The sequence below is a fragment of the Lysinibacillus telephonicus genome (assembly GCF_039654155.1).
GTDB classification, from domain to species: Bacteria; Bacillota; Bacilli; order Bacillales_A; family Planococcaceae; genus Ureibacillus; species Ureibacillus telephonicus.
Genome location: NZ_CP155468.1, coordinates 3,364,650 through 3,384,665 on the forward strand (window position 1 = coordinate 3,364,650; position 20,016 = coordinate 3,384,665).

17 protein-coding genes and 1 pseudogene are annotated in these 20,016 nt (G+C 35.3%); 5 read left to right on the forward strand and 13 right to left on the reverse strand.

The genetic code is table 11. From position 1 onward, the window contains the following. Positions 1 to 146: 146 nt before the first annotated feature. The 3 genes from MKY04_RS16365 (at position 147) to cysC (ending at position 2,814) form a co-directional block, all read left to right on the forward strand. A complete protein-coding gene (locus tag MKY04_RS16365; protein ID WP_346234745.1) occupies positions 147 to 848 on the forward strand; it encodes a phosphoadenylyl-sulfate reductase in 702 nt (233 codons plus the stop codon). Between the two features lie 215 nt (positions 849 to 1,063). After that, on the forward strand, positions 1,064 to 2,200 hold the full coding sequence (gene sat, locus MKY04_RS16370) for a sulfate adenylyltransferase (RefSeq protein WP_126294276.1): 1,137 nt from the start codon (positions 1,064 to 1,066) through the stop codon (positions 2,198 to 2,200). Between the two features lie 17 nt (positions 2,201 to 2,217). Beyond that, positions 2,218 to 2,814, forward strand: a complete 597-nt coding sequence (gene cysC, locus MKY04_RS16375; RefSeq protein WP_346234746.1) for an adenylyl-sulfate kinase — start codon at positions 2,218 to 2,220, stop codon at positions 2,812 to 2,814. Between the two features lie 139 nt (positions 2,815 to 2,953). Here cysC and ssuD read toward each other — a convergent pair whose 3' ends face one another. From ssuD to MKY04_RS16415, 8 genes are all read right to left on the reverse strand, one after another. Then, positions 2,954 to 4,078, reverse strand: a complete 1,125-nt coding sequence (gene ssuD / locus MKY04_RS16380) for an FMNH2-dependent alkanesulfonate monooxygenase (RefSeq protein WP_346234747.1) — start codon at positions 4,076 to 4,078, stop codon at positions 2,954 to 2,956. 34 nt (positions 4,079 to 4,112) lie between these two features. Next, positions 4,113 to 5,108, reverse strand: coding sequence for an aldo/keto reductase (locus tag MKY04_RS16385; RefSeq protein WP_346234748.1), 996 nt, complete (start codon positions 5,106 to 5,108; stop codon positions 4,113 to 4,115). Between the two features lie 35 nt (positions 5,109 to 5,143). Next, on the reverse strand, positions 5,144 to 6,535 hold the full coding sequence (locus tag MKY04_RS16390; protein WP_346234749.1) for an LLM class flavin-dependent oxidoreductase: 1,392 nt from the start codon (positions 6,533 to 6,535) through the stop codon (positions 5,144 to 5,146). 89 nt (positions 6,536 to 6,624) lie between these two features. Next, complete coding sequence (locus MKY04_RS16395) at positions 6,625 to 7,497, reverse strand: MetQ/NlpA family ABC transporter substrate-binding protein (protein ID WP_346234750.1); 873 nt, start codon at positions 7,495 to 7,497, stop codon at positions 6,625 to 6,627. 33 nt (positions 7,498 to 7,530) lie between these two features. Continuing rightward, the gene (locus MKY04_RS16400; protein WP_346234751.1) at positions 7,531 to 8,193 is read right to left on the reverse strand and encodes a methionine ABC transporter permease; all 663 of its coding nucleotides are present in this window, start codon (positions 8,191 to 8,193) and stop codon (positions 7,531 to 7,533) included. Further along, positions 8,183 to 9,208 carry a methionine ABC transporter ATP-binding protein gene (locus MKY04_RS16405; RefSeq protein WP_346234752.1) on the reverse strand — a complete coding sequence of 342 codons (1,026 nt, stop codon included), beginning with the start codon at positions 9,206 to 9,208 and terminating at the stop codon, positions 8,183 to 8,185. Before MKY04_RS16405 ends, MKY04_RS16400 begins: the two co-directional genes overlap by 11 nt. Before the next feature lie 74 nt (positions 9,209 to 9,282). Next, positions 9,283 to 10,536, reverse strand: coding sequence for an acyl-CoA dehydrogenase family protein (locus MKY04_RS16410; protein WP_346234753.1), 1,254 nt, complete (start codon positions 10,534 to 10,536; stop codon positions 9,283 to 9,285). A gap of 92 nt (positions 10,537 to 10,628) precedes the next feature. Continuing rightward, the gene (locus MKY04_RS16415) at positions 10,629 to 11,873 is read right to left on the reverse strand and encodes an acyl-CoA dehydrogenase family protein (RefSeq protein WP_346234754.1); all 1,245 of its coding nucleotides are present in this window, start codon (positions 11,871 to 11,873) and stop codon (positions 10,629 to 10,631) included. A gap of 960 nt (positions 11,874 to 12,833) precedes the next feature. Between MKY04_RS16415 and MKY04_RS16420 the strand changes: the two genes are divergently transcribed. Beyond that, entirely contained in the window at positions 12,834 to 13,526 is a 693-nt protein-coding gene (locus tag MKY04_RS16420) for an Ltp family lipoprotein (protein WP_410799904.1), read from the forward strand. Positions 13,527 to 14,019: 493 nt separating this feature from the next. On the opposite strand, the gene tnpA is transcribed toward MKY04_RS16420, so the two are convergent. Next, on the reverse strand, positions 14,020 to 14,493 hold the full coding sequence (tnpA, locus tag MKY04_RS16425) for an IS200/IS605 family transposase (protein WP_346234657.1): 474 nt from the start codon (positions 14,491 to 14,493) through the stop codon (positions 14,020 to 14,022). Between the two features lie 331 nt (positions 14,494 to 14,824). Between tnpA and MKY04_RS16430 the strand changes: the two are divergent. Next, a pseudogene (locus MKY04_RS16430) lies at positions 14,825 to 15,556 on the forward strand (site-specific integrase). A 67-nt stretch (positions 15,557 to 15,623) separates the two neighbouring features. On the opposite strand, the gene sufB reads toward MKY04_RS16430, so the two are convergent. Genes sufB through sufD form a run of 4 tightly spaced genes read right to left on the reverse strand, consistent with a single transcriptional unit; the run spans position 15,624 to position 20,000 of the window. Further along, the gene (sufB, locus tag MKY04_RS16435) at positions 15,624 to 17,021 is read right to left on the reverse strand and encodes a Fe-S cluster assembly protein SufB (RefSeq protein WP_126294278.1); all 1,398 of its coding nucleotides are present in this window, start codon (positions 17,019 to 17,021) and stop codon (positions 15,624 to 15,626) included. Positions 17,022 to 17,045: 24 nt separating this feature from the next. Beyond that, positions 17,046 to 17,480 carry a Fe-S cluster assembly sulfur transfer protein SufU gene (sufU, locus tag MKY04_RS16440; RefSeq protein ID WP_126294279.1) on the reverse strand — a complete coding sequence of 145 codons (435 nt, stop codon included), beginning with the start codon at positions 17,478 to 17,480 and terminating at the stop codon, positions 17,046 to 17,048. Next, positions 17,470 to 18,693: a cysteine desulfurase gene (locus tag MKY04_RS16445; protein ID WP_126294280.1), complete on the reverse strand. Its 1,224-nt coding sequence runs from the start codon at positions 18,691 to 18,693 to the stop codon at positions 17,470 to 17,472. Before MKY04_RS16445 ends, sufU begins: the two co-directional genes overlap by 11 nt. Then, a complete protein-coding gene (gene sufD / locus MKY04_RS16450) occupies positions 18,693 to 20,000 on the reverse strand; it encodes a Fe-S cluster assembly protein SufD (protein ID WP_346234755.1) in 1,308 nt (435 codons plus the stop codon). Before sufD ends, MKY04_RS16445 begins: the two co-directional genes overlap by 1 nt. Between the last annotated feature and the right edge of the window lie 16 nt (positions 20,001 to 20,016).

The window sequence follows — 20,016 nt, forward strand, 5'->3', positions numbered from 1 at the left end:
AGGCAATAAATGTCAGTTCTTAAACTCTTTTTAATTAAAAATCATATTATTGTTTAAACTGCTGTCTAGACAACTGGAGGCGTTTTAATGCAACACGGATTACGTTGCATTAAAACGCCTCTTTCATTTTAAAAGGAGGAATTTAATTGCTTACTTATCATACATGGGAGGATTCTTTCATTGATTTTGAAGTAGACGACACATATAAAGGTGCCCTTAATGTTTTAAATTGGGCTTACAAACATTATGGCGAAGATATTGTCTATGCGTGCAGCTTTGGAATTGAGGGAATTGTACTCATCGACTTAATTTCAAAAGTAAAGCCAGACGCTAAAATCGTCTTTTTGGATACAGATGTCCACTTTAAAGAAACTTATGAAACTATTGAAAGAGTAAAAGCAAACTATCCAAAGTTAAACATCGAAATTAAAAAGCCTGCCTTAACATTGGAAGAGCAAGCTAAACAATTTGGAGATGAATTATGGAAGGCAAATCCGAATAAATGCTGTGAAATTAGAAAATTAGTGCCGCTTAAAGAGACATTAACTGGTGCTAAAGCATGGATTTCAGGCTTGCGCCGAGACCAGTCAGAAACAAGAAAAAATACAAATTTTATTAACCAGGATAATAAATTTCAATCTGTTAAAATCTGTCCACTAATCCATTGGACGTGGAAAGATGTTTGGCGTTATGTTAGCAAACATAATTTAACATACAATCCACTTCACGACCAAGGTTACCCAAGCATTGGCTGTTCACACTGTACGAAGCCAGCCTTTACAATGGATGATTTACGTTCTGGAAGATGGCAAGGACTAAATAAAACTGAATGTGGATTACACGATTAGAAAAGTGGAAGGTGCTAGCACACTCTGAAATCAACTAGCCAACAAAAACAAAGCATCTTAATTGCGTTGTCGTCACATGCAAAACCTTGCACATCGGAAAATCGACTAACTCCTTGCAGGCGAGTTTCAAACTATGGAGAATCTAGTGTCTGAGCTAGACGGTTTTCAAATATCCGACACTTACAAAACATCAAATAATAGGAGGAACTAAAACAATGAGTATTCAACCACACGGAGGCAAACTAGTTTATTCATACAATCCAAATGAACCTGTTCAAAATATTGAAAAGGAAATTCAACTTGATGCGATTGCACTTAGTGATCTTGAATTAATTGGCATTGGTGCATATAGCCCACTAGAAGGTTTTTTAACAAAATCGGACTATGAAAACGTTGTTGAAAAAATGCGTCTTTCATCAGGGATTGTTTGGAGTATTCCTATTACTCTACCAGTAGCTGACGACATAGCTTCAAATTTAAAAGTTGGAGAAAAGGCAAAATTAACATTTGATGGTGAAATTTATGGCCTAATCGAAATTAATGATATTTATACACCAGATAAAAATGTTGAAGCTTTATTAGTTTATGGAACAAATGATCTAAACCACCCTGGAGTAAAAAAACTTTTTGAACGACCAAAAACTTATGTAGGTGGAAAAACAACTTTATTGAAAAAGGCGAAAAAGGAATTCCCTTCTTACAGCTTTGAACCAAAAGAAACGAGAGCATTATTTGAAGAAAAAGGCTGGCGTACTGTTGTTGGGTTCCAAACTAGAAACCCTGTACATCGTGCCCATGAATATATTCAAAAGATCGCTTTAGAAATTGTCGATGGACTTTTCTTAAATCCATTAGTCGGCGAAACGAAGTCCGATGATATCCCTGCGAATATTCGTATGGAGAGCTATGAAGTTTTACTTAATAAATATTATCCAAAAGAACGTGTTCAATTAGGTGTTTTCCTTGCTGCAATGCGTTATGCAGGACCAAGAGAAGCCATCTTCCATGCACTGGTACGAAAAAATTATGGCTGTACACATTTTATTGTCGGCCGTGATCATGCTGGTGTAGGTGATTATTATGGGACATATGATGCACAAAAGATATTTGAGCAATTTGCTCCTGAAGAAATCGGTATTACACCGCTAAAATTTGAGCATAGCTTCTATTGCAATGATTGCGAAGGAATGGCAACAACTAAAACATGCCCGCATGATGCATCGTCTCGAGTTATTCTTTCAGGTACAAAGGTTCGTGAATTGCTGCGAAACGGAGAAATCCCTCCTAGCACATTTAGCCGTAAAGAAGTAGTCGAAGTTTTAATTCGTGGATTACGACAAACAGTTCATTAATAAAAGAGGTGTCCGTATTGAGTACAAATATCGTTTGGCATGAAGCATCTATTAACAAATCTGAAAGAAGAGAAAAAAATAAACATCATAGCTTTATACTATGGTTCACTGGATTATCGGCTTCAGGAAAATCTTCAATTGCCAATGCAGTTGCTAGAGCATTATTTGAGCGCGGCAATCAAACTTTTGTCTTAGACGGTGATAATATCCGTCATGGTTTAAATAAAAACTTAGGGTTCGATGAAGAGTCACGTAAAGAAAATATACGAAGAATTGGTGAAGTTTCAAAGCTTTTCATTGAGGGCGGCCAAATCGTCTTAACTGCTTTCATCTCACCTTACAAAGATGACCGTCATGTAGTAAGAGCACTCGTAGCAGATGATGAGTTTGTTGAAGTATATGTAAAATGCTCGATTGAAGAATGTGAGCGAAGAGATCCAAAAGGGCTTTATAAAAAAGCACGCAATGAAGAAATTAAAAACTTTACAGGCATTAGTGCACCTTATGAGGCCCCAGACAACCCTGAAATTGTTGTGGATAGCGAGAAATTTTCTATTAAAGAGTGCTCAGAACAAATCATTCAATTTTTAATTTCAAAAAATTATATTAAATAATTTATTTTAATATTAAGAACAGCTGTTAATAAGTCTATATAAGACTTTTATAACAGCTGTTTAATTTTGAGATATGGAGCTATATACGAAATTTATATTAATCATTGTTTAATTAATAGATTTTATTTATAAATTCCATTCATTTATTAACTGATGGTTTAACATCTCCACCAAATGGACTAAGAAATACTCGTTGATTAAAAGTATGTTTTCTTTCAATTGGAAGTTTAGGGAATAATAACTCCGCTGTAGTATAAGCTTCTTCCAAATGCGGATATCCTGATAAGATAAAGGTTTCAATACCTAAATCAGCATATTCCTTCATACGTGCTGCAACAGTAGCCGGATCACCAACTAGTGCTGTACCTGCCCCCGTTCGAACTAAACCAACACCTGCCCAAAGATTAGGACTTACTTCTAATTTTGACTTATCTCCTTTATGTAGATTTGTCATTAATCGCTGACCTTCAGAATCCATCCGATTAAAAATTTTTTGTGCCTGTGCAATTGTTTCATCATCAACATGCTCGATTAATTTATTCGCTGCTTCCCATGCCTCTTCTTCAGTTGGACGAACAATAACATGTAAACGAATACCGAATTTCACCTTACGTCCTTGTTTTGCAGCAAGCTTACGTACTTTATTAATTTTCTTTTCTACTTGTGTAGGAGACTCTCCCCACGTTAAGTAAACGTCTACATGCTCTGCTGCAACATCTAATGCAGCAGGGGACGAACCGCCGAAGTAAAGTGGTGGATAAGGTTTTTGTACCGTTGGATATGGCAACTGTCCACCTTCTATTTTTAAATAATTACCTTCTAGATTTACTTCTTGTTCAGTAAATAATTGACGCCAAATAGTTAAAAATTCATCTGTCAGTTCATAACGTTCATCATGATTTAAAAATACGCCTTCTCCAGCAAGCTCTACAGGATCTCCTCCTGCTACTACATTAATCAATAATCGACCGTTCGAAAAGCGATCCAAAGTTGCAGACATTCGTGCTGCGATGCTAGGCGACATTAACCCGGGACGTACTGCAACTAAATATTTCAAATTTTGCGTTAAAGGTACTAATGTTGAAGCGACAATAAATCCCTCTTCACAAGTCTTACCAGTCGGAATTAAAACTCCCGTATAGCCTAAATCATCGACAGCTTGTGCAATCTGTTTACAGTAATTAAAGGTTGCAGAGCGTGTACCTTCACTCGCATTTAGCTGTCGAAAATCACCATTCGTTGGAATAAACCAAAAAATTTCCACATTTCTCCCTCCTAAACATATATAAAATTTTTTCCTACTTTCTGTACCTATTAAATACGTCCTCATTTGAATCATGGTCCGTTGGTAAAGGTGGGGCAATTGTTAATGCCGTAATTTGTTCCCTCTCAGCACTACCAAGAGAAATCTCTGCTCCTGCAATGGATAAGGCAAGCTGCTCCTCATTTCTTGCACCTATTATTGGAGCGGTTACGTCTGGATGATTTAAAACCCATGAGACTGCCAATGAAGCAGGATGATATCCCCATTGTGAAGCTAGTATTGTAAATTGATCTGCAATTTCATGATAATAAGATTTACCATACCTTTTTTCATAATTTTTTTGTTCAATTAATCTACCTTGCTCTGGCCTTTTTTGTTTATTGCTATACTTTCCGGTTAATAGCCCCCCTCCAAGAGGACTATACGTGATAACGCCCAACTTTTCAGACCGTGCTAATGGAAAAATTTCAACTTCCGCTTGACGTTTAACAAGGTTATACATCGGTTGAATTAATTCAAAACGTGCAAGAAGCTCCCTTTCAGCAATTCCTAAGGCTTTTGCAATTTGCCAAGCAGCCCAATTACTCACAGCGGGAAATAAAATTTTCCCTTGTTTTTGTAAATCATCTAGTGTTCTGACGACTTCTTCGATATCTGTATATTCATCAAATAAATGAACAAAATAAAATTCAATTCGATCGGTACCTAATCTTTTTAAACTTTGTTCGATTGATAGAGTAAGATTTCTTCTGGACAAGCCTCCACTGTTCGGATCTTTTCCAGTAGGTAGGCCAGCTTTTGAAGTTAAAACGACTTCATCTCGATGACCAGAAATACATTTTCCTAAAATTTCTTCGGATAGACCGCCATTATACACATTCGCAGTATCAAAAAAGTTTATTCCGGCTTCTCTACATTGTTTATACATGGCGTTTGATGTTTCCTCATCTGCATTACCGCCAAATGACATTGTGCCAAAGCAAAGATTCGAAACATGAATACCAGTCCTTCCAATCGTACTAAACTCCATATTGACCTCCATTAATTTAGAATCAAACTAGTAAATTAAGATATTGTTTTTATATGATTAGTTCTTCGATATTTTGCACCCAAATGGTCATTTGGCAATAGGTTTTGTCCGGCCCCAAATAATTTTTCCCTTAAAGTTCCTTCAACATAGTCTTCTTTATAAATTCCTCTTTTTTGGAGTTCCGGCACAACTAGTTGAATAAACTCTTCAATACTGCCAGGTGTAATAAAATGTGCAAGATTAAAGCCATCAATTCCAGTTTGTTCAAATTGAAATTGAATAGCATCTGCTACCTCTGAAGGATTTCCTACTAGAATATGTTCTCTATCAATTGTTTCAAACTTATTTAATACTTCCTGAACAGTTAATTTTTTAGGAGCGTCTTTCGTCAATAATGCCGCTCGAGTTTGACCATGCTCAGTATGCTGATATTCAAAGAATGCTTGTTTGTCGGTATATTTTGCTAAATCATATCCAGTTGACCCACCATATTGTGCCTTAGCTGCTTCGCTGCTCCATAATTGACGATATTGCTCAAATTTCAATTCCGCTTCTTCAGTGTTTTTCGCAACAACGACATTTAAAAAAGTAAAAGTTTTGATATTGTCAGGATTTCTGCCATAATTTATAGCTCTTTCTTTAATATCTTCTATATAAAATTTTAATTTTTCAGGTGTTGAACCACTTACAAATACACACTCTGCGTGCTTAGCTGAAAAATCTCTTCCTTTTTCAGATGCCCCTGCTTGAAAAATAACAGGTGTTCGTTGTTTAGAAGGATATGTTAAATGAGGGCCCTTTACATTGAAAAATGTTCCATTATGATTTATCTCATGCACCTTTTTCGGATTAAATAAAATTCCTTTTTCCGTATCCCCGATATATGCATTATCTTCCCAGCTGCCTTCCCAAAGTTTATATGAAACTTCCAAAAATTCATCCGCTATTTCATAGCGCTCATCATGTTTTATCATCTCTTTTTTACCATAGTTTTGTGCTGCATTTGGTAAATACGATGTGACAATGTTCCATGCAACTCTTCCATTCGTAAAATGGTCTAAAGTCGAAAAGCGCCTTGCGTTTGAAAAGGGATGTTCATAACTAGTACTAACAGTGACAACAAAGGATAAATGCTCAGTAACAGCTGCCATCGCAGGAACAATAAATGCTGGATCATTTAAAGGCACTTGAACCCCATCGCGAATTGCGGGATCTTTACTATTTCGATAAACATCATATACCCCAGCTACATCTGCAAAGAAGATAGAATCAAATTTCCCTTTTTCCAGCAATTTCCCTAACTCAATCCAATAATTCAAATCATTATAAACAAGATGACGTTTATTTTCAGGATGCTTCCATAAGCCATGGGAATTATGCATAGCACCTGCCATATCAAATAAATTTAATATGATCTGTTTTGCCAAATTCTCCAACTCCTTTCTCAATAAGAAAAACAGGTTTTATCCATTTAAATTTCAGTCATTATAAAATCAGTAAGCTTGTTAGGGGTTATTTACTCCTTACCCTGTTTAATATTATCAACTAATTTATCTAATTCACTTTGAAGCTCTGCTACATCAACTTTCGTTACAACACTTGCACCTTTTGTATCTTCTTCCACTGCCTTCGATACTTCATCTGTAAGATATAAATCAGCAATAGTTTTAAATGCTTCATTATCCTTGTTCTTGCCTAAAGTTGCAAAAACATTAACATATGGGCGAGTATCAGGACTATTCGGATCATCATGGAATATAGCATCTGCAAGTTCATATCCGGCTTGACCAGCAATCCCTCCATTAATAATAGAGGCTGCTACATCTGGTAATACTCGAGGAGTTTGTTGTGCTACAACTTCTACAATTTCTAAATTTTTCGGGTTGTTAACGATATCTTTCACTGTTGGATAAAGACCACTATCTTCTTTTAATTCAATCAAACCCGCCTGTTGAAGAACCTTTAATCCTCTTCCTAAATTAGCAGGGTCATTTGGTACAGCAATTTTCGACCCATCAGGTATTTCAGATACTTCCTTATATTTATCCGAATATAAACCTAATGGTGAAACTACAGTTGAACCGATGGGCACAATATCTGCGTCATTTTCTGCTATAAATTGACTTAAAAAGGCTAAATGTTGAAACGAATTAATATCCACTTCACCATTTACTAGTGCAGTATTTGGTAGAATATAATCAGAAAATTCTACTAATTCCACATTAATATTTTTTTCTAAAGCTTTTTCTTTAATAATTTCCCAGTATTGACCGTCAGAACCAGTAACTCCTACTTTTACTGTAACAATCTCACTTTCTTCATTGTTACAAGCAGTTAGAGTACTAATCACTAAAATGGTAAAAAATAAAATCAATAAACTTCTTTTCATAATATTTTCACCTTCTAATTATTTATTTGTAATTTATCTTCGTAAAAAGAATCTGGATAACATATTTCCTAAAAATTGCGAAATTTGAACAAGAAGAATTAGTATTACGACTGTAACAACCATAACGGATGTATCAAATCGCTGATAACCATACGTCATAGACAAATCTCCAAGTCCTCCACCCCCAACAGTTCCTGCCATTGCTGAAAAATCAATGAGTCCGACAGTAATAAATGTTATTCCTAAAATTAAAGGCCCGAGCGCTTCTGGAATTAAAACTCCAAAAATAATTTGAAATGGACTTGCTCCCATTGCTTTAGAAGCCTCAATAATTCCTGGATCAATAGATACTAAGTTATTCTCTACAACTCTAGCAATGGCAAATGAGGCAGCAATCGTCATTGGGAATACGGCTGCAAATGTGCCAATTGTAGTTCCCATAATTAAACGCGTAAGTGGGCTGATCGCAACTAAGAAGATGATAAAAGGGATGGGTCTAATAATATTAATCAGCACATTCAAAATTAAAGAAATGGTTTTGTTTTCTAAAATATTTCCTTTACGGGTGACAAATAACAATAAGCCTATTATGACCCCTATAATACTTCCAAAAATTAAGGTCAAAATAACCATAGTAATCGTTTCACCCGTAGCTTCAAGTATTCTTGGCCAAAACGTACTCCAATCAACCTTCACCTAGTTCTACCTCCTTTACTTCCAAAACACTATTCAATTCACTCAAAACTTCCTCGACAACAATTTCCTCTCCAATAAATTCAACAATCAGATTTCCAAATAACTGATTTTGCAGCTCATGAATACTGCCATAAATAATATTGAATTTAACATTATGTTTACTAGTAATTTCTGATAGGATTGGTTCACTTGTTGCTTCTCCTGAAAATATAATTCTATAAAGCTTATTTGGATGCTTTCTCTTTAATTTTTCGAGTAGTCGAGGAGATAATCTATCATTTAATACAGTGCTAATAAAATTTTTCGTTGTATTTTCTTGTGGGTCTGAAAAAATTTTATATACATCACCTTCTTCAATGACTCTTCCACTTTCCATAACTGCTACACGATTACAAATACTTCGAATTACGTTCATTTCATGAGTAATTAATAAAATAGTAATATTGTATTCTTCATTTACTCTTTTCAATAAACTTAAAATTTCACTAGTTGTCTCTGGGTCTAAAGCTGATGTAGCTTCATCACATAAAAGGATTTCAGGAGAAGTTGCTAATGCTCGTGCAATGCCAACTCTTTGTTTTTGACCACCAGATAGTTGTTCTGGATATTTGTCAGATTTATCTTCAAGACCAACAAAGCGTAGTAATTCTGTAACTCTTTGATTAATTTCCTCTTTAGACCTATTCTCCAGTTTTAAAGGATAGGCAACATTTCCAAACACGGTACGTGAATTAAATAAGTTAAAGGACTGAAAAATCATTCCAATTTTTCTTCTTAATTGTCTTAACTGCTTAGAAGTGATGGAATTTAAGTCATAGTTGTTTACTATTATTTTTCCACTAGTGGGGCTTTCAAGTAAGTTTACTAATCTTACTAATGTACTTTTACCTGCACCACTAAACCCTATAATGCCGAAAATATCGCCCTTATTGATTTGAAGGGAAACATCTTTAACTGCTTCAACTTTTTTACCGTTATGTTCGAAAGTTTTACTTACATTCTCTAGTTTTATCATCCATGTCCTCCTTCAATTCTTTACCAAGTATAGCCAACCAAAATTATTAGATTTTGCATAAAAATTCCGATAGATTAGAGATATCCTTTTTTCAACGGTAGCTCATGTCCATTTACTTTATAGTCACCAATAACACGCGCTTTATAGACAGTTGGGTTATGGGAAGCTATTGTACGTATGTTTCTCCAATGTCGATCTAAATGTGCAGATTGCTTTGTTGCTGATGCTCCTCCTACATCGAATAATAATGTAGATGCTTTCAAAGCCAATTCATCTACAATTACTTTCGTTTGAGCAGCTAGCAACGATGCATGGTGACTTAAGCTAAAATCAATTACACCGTTAACTGCTGAGCTAGATGCTTTATCAATTGCATCAGCTGATATAAGAACAAGTGATTCAGCAGTAAATGCGATACTAGAAATCTCACCGATAATTTGTAATAGTTGTGGATCTTCTCTTGGAAGTTCGGCTGCTGCAAAACTAAATGTCCGTTTTCGATTTTTTACTAAGTTAGCAGCATCTGAAACAACACTACGGAGAATGCCTGCAATAATTGCATGTAAATAAAGTTGAAGCAAAGAACTAAATCGTGTCGTATTGTCGGATAATTCATTTACTTCTTCCTTATGAACATAAACGTTTTGCAAATGAGTTGTTCCACTTCCTGTAAGTCTTTGCCCTATGCCATCCCAATCGTCATCTAAAAAGACGCCTTCACGATTAGTTGGTATGATAACTGAAGCAGGTGTTCCTTCTGGTGTTGATGCCGTTACCGCAACTAGATCAGAGTAAAGAGTACCTGTACTAAAATACTTTATCCCGTTCAGTCGGTAGCCTTTTCCATCTGGTGTTAAAGTTGTATCAAAAACTCCTTGCCCACCGACATTTCGATGGTTGATTTCAGCAAAAGCATTACCAACTATCGCACCTGATGCTATCTTTTTTAGCAATTTATTATTGTTTTTTTCATTACCCGATTCACGTAAAATTCGTTCCACAAAACTATAGTGAAATCTAAGAATATGAGCTACATCTGGATCAGCCTCAGCTAAACGAATTACGGCATAAAGTAAATCTCGAATACTCGCATTACTACCTCCAAATTCAGCTGGCAACTGAATTGCTCCTAAACCTGACTCTCTGATTAACTCCATCGCATAATAAGGATTTTCTTTTGTGCTAGCATTCCGTCGTTTGTACTCATCACGTTTTATTTCCTTTAAAATACTTTCAAAATCAGGTGAATTTATTTTTAACGGTTTATTTATCTGATTTATATCAAATTCTTTTACTAGATTTTCCTTCGTTTCATCCGATTTCACCATAAGTTCACTCCTTTTATCGATTTTGGGAAACCTTTGGGCAAACAATGTATTCCGGTACTTTTAGTAGGTTTTAACTCATTAAAAGTTTGAAATTAAAAGTAAACTTCCTTTAATGGAAGGTGTTTACCATTAACTATATAATCACCAATCGCACGTGCTTTATAGACAGTTGGATTATGAGAAGCAAGTGTACGGATGTTCCGCCAATGTCGATCAAGATGGGCAGACTGTTTCGTTGCTGATGCCCCTCCCACGTCAAACAAAAGTGTTGAAGCTTTTAAAGCTAATGAATCAATTATTACCTTCGCTTGAGATGCTAATAACGAGGCATGGTGACTTAGGTGATAGTCAATTACACCGTTTATTGCTGATTTTGAAGCTTTTTCTATTGCTTCTGCAGCTGTAAGAACAAGAGACTCAGCAGTGAATGCGATACTTGATATTTCTCCAATTACTTGTAATAATTGTGGATCCTCCTTTGGAACTTCTGCTGCTGCAAAGCTAAATGTTCGTTTCCGAGCCTTTACTAGATTTGAAGCATCTGTCTCGACACTACGAAGTATTCCAGCAATTACAGCATGTAAATAAAGCTGTGCAAAAGAATTGAAGGATGTTTTATTCTCTACTTTTACTATTTCTTCTTTATGAACCACTACATTTTGAAAACGAGTTGTACCACTTCCTGTAAACCTCTGCCCTATACCATCCCAGTCATCTTCAATAATTACTCCCTCCCGATTAGTTGGAATGGTTGCAGAAATAACCTCACCATCTGAACCAGAAGCCGTCACATTAACAAAATCTGAATACAGTGTACCTGTTGTGAAATACTTCGTACCGTTCAATCTGAAATTTCCATCCTGCTCGGTAATAGTAGTTTCGAAAACTAACTTCCCAACATTATGAGTCGAGATTTCTGTAAAAGCACTTCCAAAAATTGCTCCATCCGCTACCTTTTCTAACAGTGCTTTATTTTCTTCTTCTCTTGTACCTTCACGAATTAATTGTTCAACACGACGGTAATGAGATCTAAGGATATGGGCTACATCTGGGTCAGCCTCAGCCAACCTTATGACAACATAGAACAATTCCCGAATACTCGCTCCAATTCCCCCAAGTTCAGGAGGGAGCAAAATTGCCCCTAGTCGACTTTCTCTAATTAACTTCATTGCTTTGTAAGGTCCATAGTCACTATTAGTATCACGTCTCTCCCTTGCATCACGGGCTATGATTGAAAGCAAAGCTTCAAACTCAGGAGAGTCTATTTTAGTTAGTTGACTCAACGATTCATCGCCTATAATATCTACACTTTTTCTACCCTGTTCAAAATTAACCATACTATGAATTCCCTCCTCTTTTTTAATAAACAACAAGGTCCCTACTTCATAAACGAAGCAGGGACCTTTAGTGGACTAATCGGTCTTAGTTAAACGTTATAAAAAAAAGATCTTTATTAAAAGCATTTGCAACATTGCCTTAAAAAGATTTCTAGTTTGTCTAGTCAACTTTCTTTATTCAGATTAATCCAAAGAGTTTTTGCATTTAGCTAATAAGTTAAACGACTTCATCTAATGTAAGTGTATAGTAAACAATCATTATACTTTTGAAACTTTTATTAATTATAGATGGAAGTAAAAAAACTCCCATCCAAAAAGATAGGAGTCTCTATTCGTATAGTGGACTTCTGAAATATTAATTTTTAGCAGTATAATGAGTCCCTTTCTTCTAGTGAACTAGTTAGCAAGTTACTCTTCCTAAACATAATTTACTATAATGCCCATTTAAAGTCAACTTTTTTCATAAGAATTGTATGTTTTATTTTTCAACTAATAAAATTCATCAATTGAAACAAAAAATCGAGTGCACAATTGCATTTGATTTTTTTATATTATCCGATTGAACCTTCCATTTCGAATTTAGTAAATTTGTAATAAATTTGGTATGAATACGAGTAAGAAAATACGGTTAATTAAAGGTTTTATAATACTTTTTAGAGATAAGATAGAATAATCTAAAATACATTCGTCGGTTTTTTGTGGGTTTATTCGTATTTTTTACGTTCTTTCATTAATACAACATATATAAACGCGCTACTCTTAGTTAGGTTGTTCCTTGTATTATATACAATATAATCTCTTTTTATGGATAGTAACATCAAAACAGCACCGTATTTTCTGATGCTGTTTAAAATTACTTTCTATCTCTACTATCACTAATATTACCAATTGTCTGTATTTTACTATAGATTTTTCCTAGAAATACCAATAAAATGTAGTTAATAAGGAGGAGGAAAAAAGATGTATATTTTATTTTTAATCATCTCAATTATAAGTCTCATTGCAATTTTTGTATTTGGTATTTTAACAATTGTACAGTTCGTTAATAAAAACAAGAAAAAAGGAATAAGAAGTTTATTATTTACTGGTGGTGCAATATTTGTGAATATCGTTGCATTTATAGCATTTATTGTTGCGATTCCAGGTCCTGAAAATAATTCAGAAGAAATGATTCAAACTTCTGCAGACATTAAAAATGAACAAGTTGAAACAGAGGAAACTCCAGAAGAAATAGCAGCACGTGAAGCGAAAGAAGCTGAGGAGCAAGCATTAGCTGAACAAAAAGCTAAAGAAGAGGCTGAAGCACAAGCTAAAGCGGAGGAACAAGCTAAAAAACAAGCAGAAAGTGTCCCTAGAGAATATAAATCGGCATTAACAAAAGCAGAGTTATATGCTCAAACTATGTATATGTCAAAAGCGGGTATTTACGATCAATTAACATCGGAATACGGGGAAAATTTCCCTCCGGAAGCAGCACAATACGCTATCGATAATATTGTTGTAGATTGGAATGAGAACGCATTAAAAAAAGCGCAAACGTACGCAGAAATGATGAGTATGTCGGATGCAGCTATTTACGACCAATTGATATCAGAATATGGGGAAAAATTCACAGCAGAGGAAGCACAATACGCTATTGATAATTTAGAATAAAAACAAATATGATAATTGTAGAAGGCAAAACATAGGTCACTCATTGAGTGGCTTTTTTATTTTTTGTGCGCATTAAGCCTAATAAAGAATACGTTGGATTTTTCCGCTATCTTTGTATCTAAGCCTTTCTTTTTTTAATAAGCAGTCGTAGCTATTCCAGACATAACTGAAGTTGTTAAAAATTCAAAAGGCAATTTGATCTCCTTTCTTTTTGAAATTAAAAAATAAATTTTGAAGGAAATTCCAAATTTTAGAAGAATATAAATTTAAAAGAAGAGCGCAACAGTAAGGGAAGATGTAGAGCGACGTAAAGAGGAATCCAAGGAATTACATTCTAAGTAAAGATCTTATGATGAATAAAGTCAAAACCACCAGTATAACTGGTGGTTTGCTCTTCGCGTGAAACGCTGGGTTACTGGCTCCTGTCTAAAGACATTCTGAAAGGTCCGCCAACCGCACTTCGCTTCCTCACTTTGCCGCTAAAGCGGCTTTTTTATTTCTTTCTTCGATTGATTTCTTCTCCTGTGAAAGGGTCAATGAATTCTTTCATTGTCATTTGATCTTCCAGGATATCTTCTTGTAATTGATTTTTGATATATTCTTGTATTGTTTTTTTATTTCTTCCTACTGTATCCACATAAAATCCTCTGCACCAAAATTTTCTGTTTCCATATCGATATTTCAGATTGGCGTGTCGATCGAAAATCATTAAACTACTCTTCCCTTTTAAATAACCTACAAATCCTGAAACACTTAACTTTGGTGGAATACTTACTAACATATGAATATGATCGGGACATGCACTTGCTTCTATGATTTCCACGCCTTTTCTTTCACACAATTGTCGCAGGATTCTTCCTATATCTGCCTTTATTTGACCATAAATCACTTGTCTTCTATATTTCGGTGCAAACACAATGTGATACTTACAATTCCACGTTGTATGTGCTAAACTTTTCTTATCCATTTTGGAGCTCCTTTCGTACGAAGTCGGTTGACCAGACCTGACTTTATTGTACGACTGGAGTTTTTTTTATGTCCATAGCTATAAGCTTTCCGGAACCCCCTGCATAGCAGGGGGTTTTCATTTATACAATTAAAAAAGACCGCCCTCCAGATTGGATAAGGCGGTCTTTTGAGCCATTAAAGAAGTGATCAACTCAAGTTAATTTTAACTTGATATTATAATCTATGGATTTCTAATAACTGTATAGTGGATAAATGTTGAGTTTTAATTATTTTTTAGTGGGTCAATAATTACTTTAGCAGCTAAACCTAAATAGTCATCATCGGTCATTATGCGACTTTCATGTTTTCTTCGCCACTCTTCGCTTGCTCCTGCTTTAATCGCTGCATCCACAATCATAGTTAAACGAGCTTTACTACTTAAATTGAATTTTGTTTCCGCTTCTAGCTATAAACTTGTTGCAAATGTAAAAGTAAAAAAAGCAAAATACAGAGAATCCAGTCAGCATTACACACTAATGTATTTTTTGTTTCACACTGGATTACGAATTGGTGAAGCTCTTGCATTAACATGGGACGATATAAATTTTGAACATGCTCAAGTATCTGTAGATAAAACCTGTAGATATAAAGATAAAGGTAAAGAAGTTGTCATTACCAGTACGAAAACGACCTCAAGTGAACGAATTATTGAAATTGATTTCAATACTTTAGAAGTTTTAAAAGAATATAAAAAAAATCAAGAAGATATGTATTCAAAGTTTAGCTATTATAAAAAACCTGAAAATAATTTACTCTTCCATACCCCTACAGGTGAATATTGGAGAGCGAATGTAATCTGAGAACAATTCAAAATCTTTTGTAAAAGAGCAGGAGTTTCTGAACTATCACCACATGCATGCAGACATTCTCATGCACTTCACTTACTTGAAGCCGGAGCAGATATTAAATACATTTCAGAACGACTTGGACATAAGTCTGTAGAGACAACTTACGATACCTATACACACATAACAAAAAAGATCGAGCGCAATGCACTCGATCTGTTAATCATAATTTTGTAGGGCGTTTGTGGGTTTGCGGTATTTGCATACTACCCACACAGCCTTGAAACTACTGATTTTATTAGTCTTACCCGATTGAACCTTCCATTTCGAATTTGATAAGGCGGTTCATTTCTACTGCATATTCCATCGGTAATTCTTTTGTGAATGGTTCGATGAAGCCCATTACGATCATTTCAGTTGCTTCTGCTTCTGAAATACCACGAGACATTAAGTAGAATAATTGTTCTTCAGATACTTTTGAAACTTTCGCTTCGTGTTCTAAAGATACGTTATCGTTTAAAATTTCGTTGTATGGAATTGTATCTGATGTTGATTCGTTGTCTAAAATTAAAGTATCACATTCGATGTTTGAACGTGCTCCAGTAGCTTTTTTACCGAAGCGAACAATACCACGATATGTTACTTTACCACCTTGTTTAGAGATGGATTTTGATACGATTGTTGAAGATGTATTTGGTGCTAAGTGAATCATTTTTGCACCAGCATCTTGGTGTTGACCTTTACCTGCAATTGCAATTGAAAGCGTCATACCACGTGCACCTTCACCTTTAAGGATACATGCTGGGTATTTCATTGTTAATTTAGAACCAATGTTACCATCGATCCATTCCATTGTTCCGTTTTCTTCAACAACAGTACGTTTTGTAACTAGGTTATATACGTTGTTTGCCCAGTTTTGAATTGTTGTATAACGGCAATAAGCATCTTTCTTAACAATAATCTCAACTACTGCAGAGTGAAGAGAATTTGTTGTATAAACAGGAGCTGTACATCCTTCTACATAGTGTACACTTGAACCTTCATCTACAATGATTAAAGTACGTTCGAATTGACCCATATTTTCTGAGTTAATACGGAAGTATGCTTGTAACGGTGTATCAAGTTTAACACCAGGTGGCACGTAGATGAATGATCCACCAGACCAAACTGCTGAGTTAAGTGCAGCAAATTTGTTGTCTGATGCAGGGATTACAGTACCCCAATATTGTTTAAAAATATCTTCATTTTCACGTAAAGCTGAATCTGTATCTTTGAAAACAATACCTAAATCTTCAAGGTCTTTTTTCATGTTATGGTAAACTACTTCTGATTCGTATTGAGCAGATACACCTGCTAAATACTTTTGTTCAGCTTCAGGAATACCTAATTTATCAAATGTTGCTTTGATTTCCTCAGGTACTTCATCCCAAGATCTTTGAGTAGCTTCAGATGGTTTTACATAGTAAGTAATTTCATCGAAGTTTAATGCAGAAAGGTCGCCACCCCATTGTGGCATTGGTTTTGAGTAGAAGATTTCCAACGCTTTTAAGCGATAGTCTAGCATCCACTCAGGTTCATTTTTCATATTTGAAATTTCACGAACGATTTCTTCGGTTAATCCACGTTTTGAACGGAAAATTGATACGTCCTTATCATGGAAGCCGTATTTGTAATCGCCGATATCAGGCATTTGTTTCGCCATTTTATTCTCCTCCGTTCAAATTAATTAATTTGATCCATTAACGCCCTTTTCCATCGCTTTCCATGCGAGTGTCGCACATTTAATTCGGGCTGGAAATTTTGAAACACCTTGCAATGCTTCAACGTCACCTAAATCATATTTATCGCTATAGTCTTCACCTAACATCATTTTAGAAAAAATATTTGCTAGTTCAAGAGCTTCTTCAATTTTTTTCCCTTTAATGACCTCTGTCATCATTGATGCAGAAGACATCGAAATTGAACATCCTTCTCCATCAAATTTAGCATCTTCAACTATACCGTCGTTAATTTTTAATGTTAAATGGATACGGTCACCACAAGTAGGGTTGTTCATATCAATTGTAACACTATTTTCTTCTAGGGATCCTTTATTTCGTGGTTTTTTATAGTGATCCATAATAACAGAGCGATATAGTTGATCTAGATTATTAATAGACATCGTTAAAATACTCCTTCGCTTGGCGTAATCCTTTAACAAGAGCGTCTATGTCTTCTTTTGAATTATACATATAGAAACTTGCTCGTGCTGTTGCAGAAACTTGGAGCCATTTCATTAAAGGCTGTGCACAATGATGACCTGCACGGATTGCAATACCGTTCATATCTAATACAGTTGCTAAATCATGTGGATGTACACCGTCTAAATTGAAAGTAATAAGACCGCAGCGTTTTTTTGGATCACGAGGTCCATAAATTGTTAAACCATCGATTTTATCCATTTCACTAATCGCATATTCTACTAGAGCATGCTCATGTTCTTCGATTTTATCTAATCCAATTTCAGTTAGGAAATCAATTGCAGCTCCTAATCCAATCGCACCTGCAATGTTTGGTGTTCCACCTTCAAACTTCCAAGGCAATTCTTTCCATGTAGAATCATACAATTCTACAAAATCAATCATTTCTCCACCAAATTCAATTGGTTCCATGTTTTCTAAATGTGCTTCTTTACCATAAAGTACACCGATACCTGTTGGACCACACATTTTATGACCAGAGAAACCTAAAAAATCACAATCAAGATCTTGCACATCTATTTTCATATGTGGTGCAGCTTGTGCAGCATCTACCACGATAATTGCACCAGCTTGATGAGCAATCTCTGCAATTTCTTTTATTGGATTGATTGTACCAAGTACGTTTGAAGCCATTGTAATGGCAACGATTTTTGTTTTATCTGTAATAGTTTTACGTACAGTGTCAATCGTAATTGTGCCGTCTTGTTCTAAATCAAGATACTTTAGCACAGCACCTTTTTCTTTTGCAAGTTGTTGCCAAGGAATTAAATTAGAATGATGCTCCATGTAAGAGATGACAATTTCATCCCCCTCACTTACATTCATTCTGCCATATGCCGCTGCAACAGTGTTTAAAGAAGTTGTCGTACCACGAGTATAGATAATTTCTTTAGTCGATTTAGCATTAATGAATTTGCGGATTTTTTCTCGCGCACCTTCATATGAATCGGTTGCTCGATTTCCTAATGTATGTACACCACGATGTACGTTTGAATTATCCAACTCATAATAGTTTTTTACAGCTTCTAATACTTGAACTGGCTTTTGAGATGTTGCTGCACTATCAAGGTAAACGAGTGGATGCCCGTTTACTTCTTGATTAAGTACAGGAAAATATTTTCGGATTTCATTCATTAGCGAACTTTCCCTTCAATGACTTTCGTCAATTGCTTCTTAACACTTTCTATAGGAATGTTAGTAACAACAGGAGCTAAGAATCCGTGAATAACTAGACGTTCCGCCTCTTGTTTTGAGATACCACGGCTCATTAAGTAGTAAAGCTGAATAGGATCAACACGCCCAACAGATGCCGCGTGTCCAGCCATTACATCATCTTCATCAATTAAAAGAATTGGGTTTGCATCTCCACGTGCATTTTCAGATAGCATCAATACACGAGACTCTTGCTCTGCGTTTGACTTTGTTGCACCGTGTTCAATTTTACCAATACCATTAAAAATTGTTTGAGCTGCATCTTTCATAACACCATGTTTTAAGATGAAGCCTTCTGAGTTTTTACCCCAATGGCGGATTTCAGTAGTAAAGTTTTGCTTTTGCTCTCCTCTTCCTACTACAACAGTTCTAGTATTAGCTGTTGAACCGTCTCCCACTAAATGAGTAATACTTTCAGAAATTGTATCAGAATCGTTCATTAAACCTAATGCCCAATCAATTTTCGCATCACTTTTTATATGCCCGCGACGGTTTACATAAGTTGTAAATCCTTTTGCAAGTACGTCTACTGCTCCAAATGTAACTTGTGCATTATCTAAAGCGATAACTTCTTCAATTAAGTTTGCTTGTCCCTTAGCTTGTTCAACAGTTGATACATAAGTTTCAACGTAAGTAACAGCCGAGTTGTTATCTGCAACGACAAGAACATGATTAAATAATGAAGCATCAGCGTTATCGTTTAAAAATACTACTTGTAAAGGTTGTTCAACTACAACATTTTTCGGTACATAAACGAATACGCCACCGTTTACTAATGCTGTATGGTAAGCAGTTAATTTATGCTCATCAACTTTTACAGCTTCAGTCATAAAATACTTTTGAACTAAATCGCCATGTTCACGAACTGCTGTTAAAATATCTGTAAAAATTACACCTTGTGCTTTTAATTCATCAGAAACTTTAATGAAAGCCGGTGTATTATTGCGTTGAATATAAAGGTTTTCTTGTCCTTCAATGTCAATAATATCTTTTACTTCGTCAGAAAGTTCATCTAATGAATTAAATGGTTTGCTTTCTACTGTATGTTGAAGGAACTCTGTAAAGTTCCATTTTGTAATATTTGTTTTATCTGGCTTTGGCATTGGTAGTTCAGCAGCTTTTTCAATTGCAGCCGCACGCAAATCTGCAAACCATGATGGTTCATTATTGCTTTGCGAGAACGAGCGTACTTCACTTGCTGATAAGGCCAATTTTGTTTCAACCGTCATCTCATTCGTCCTCCTA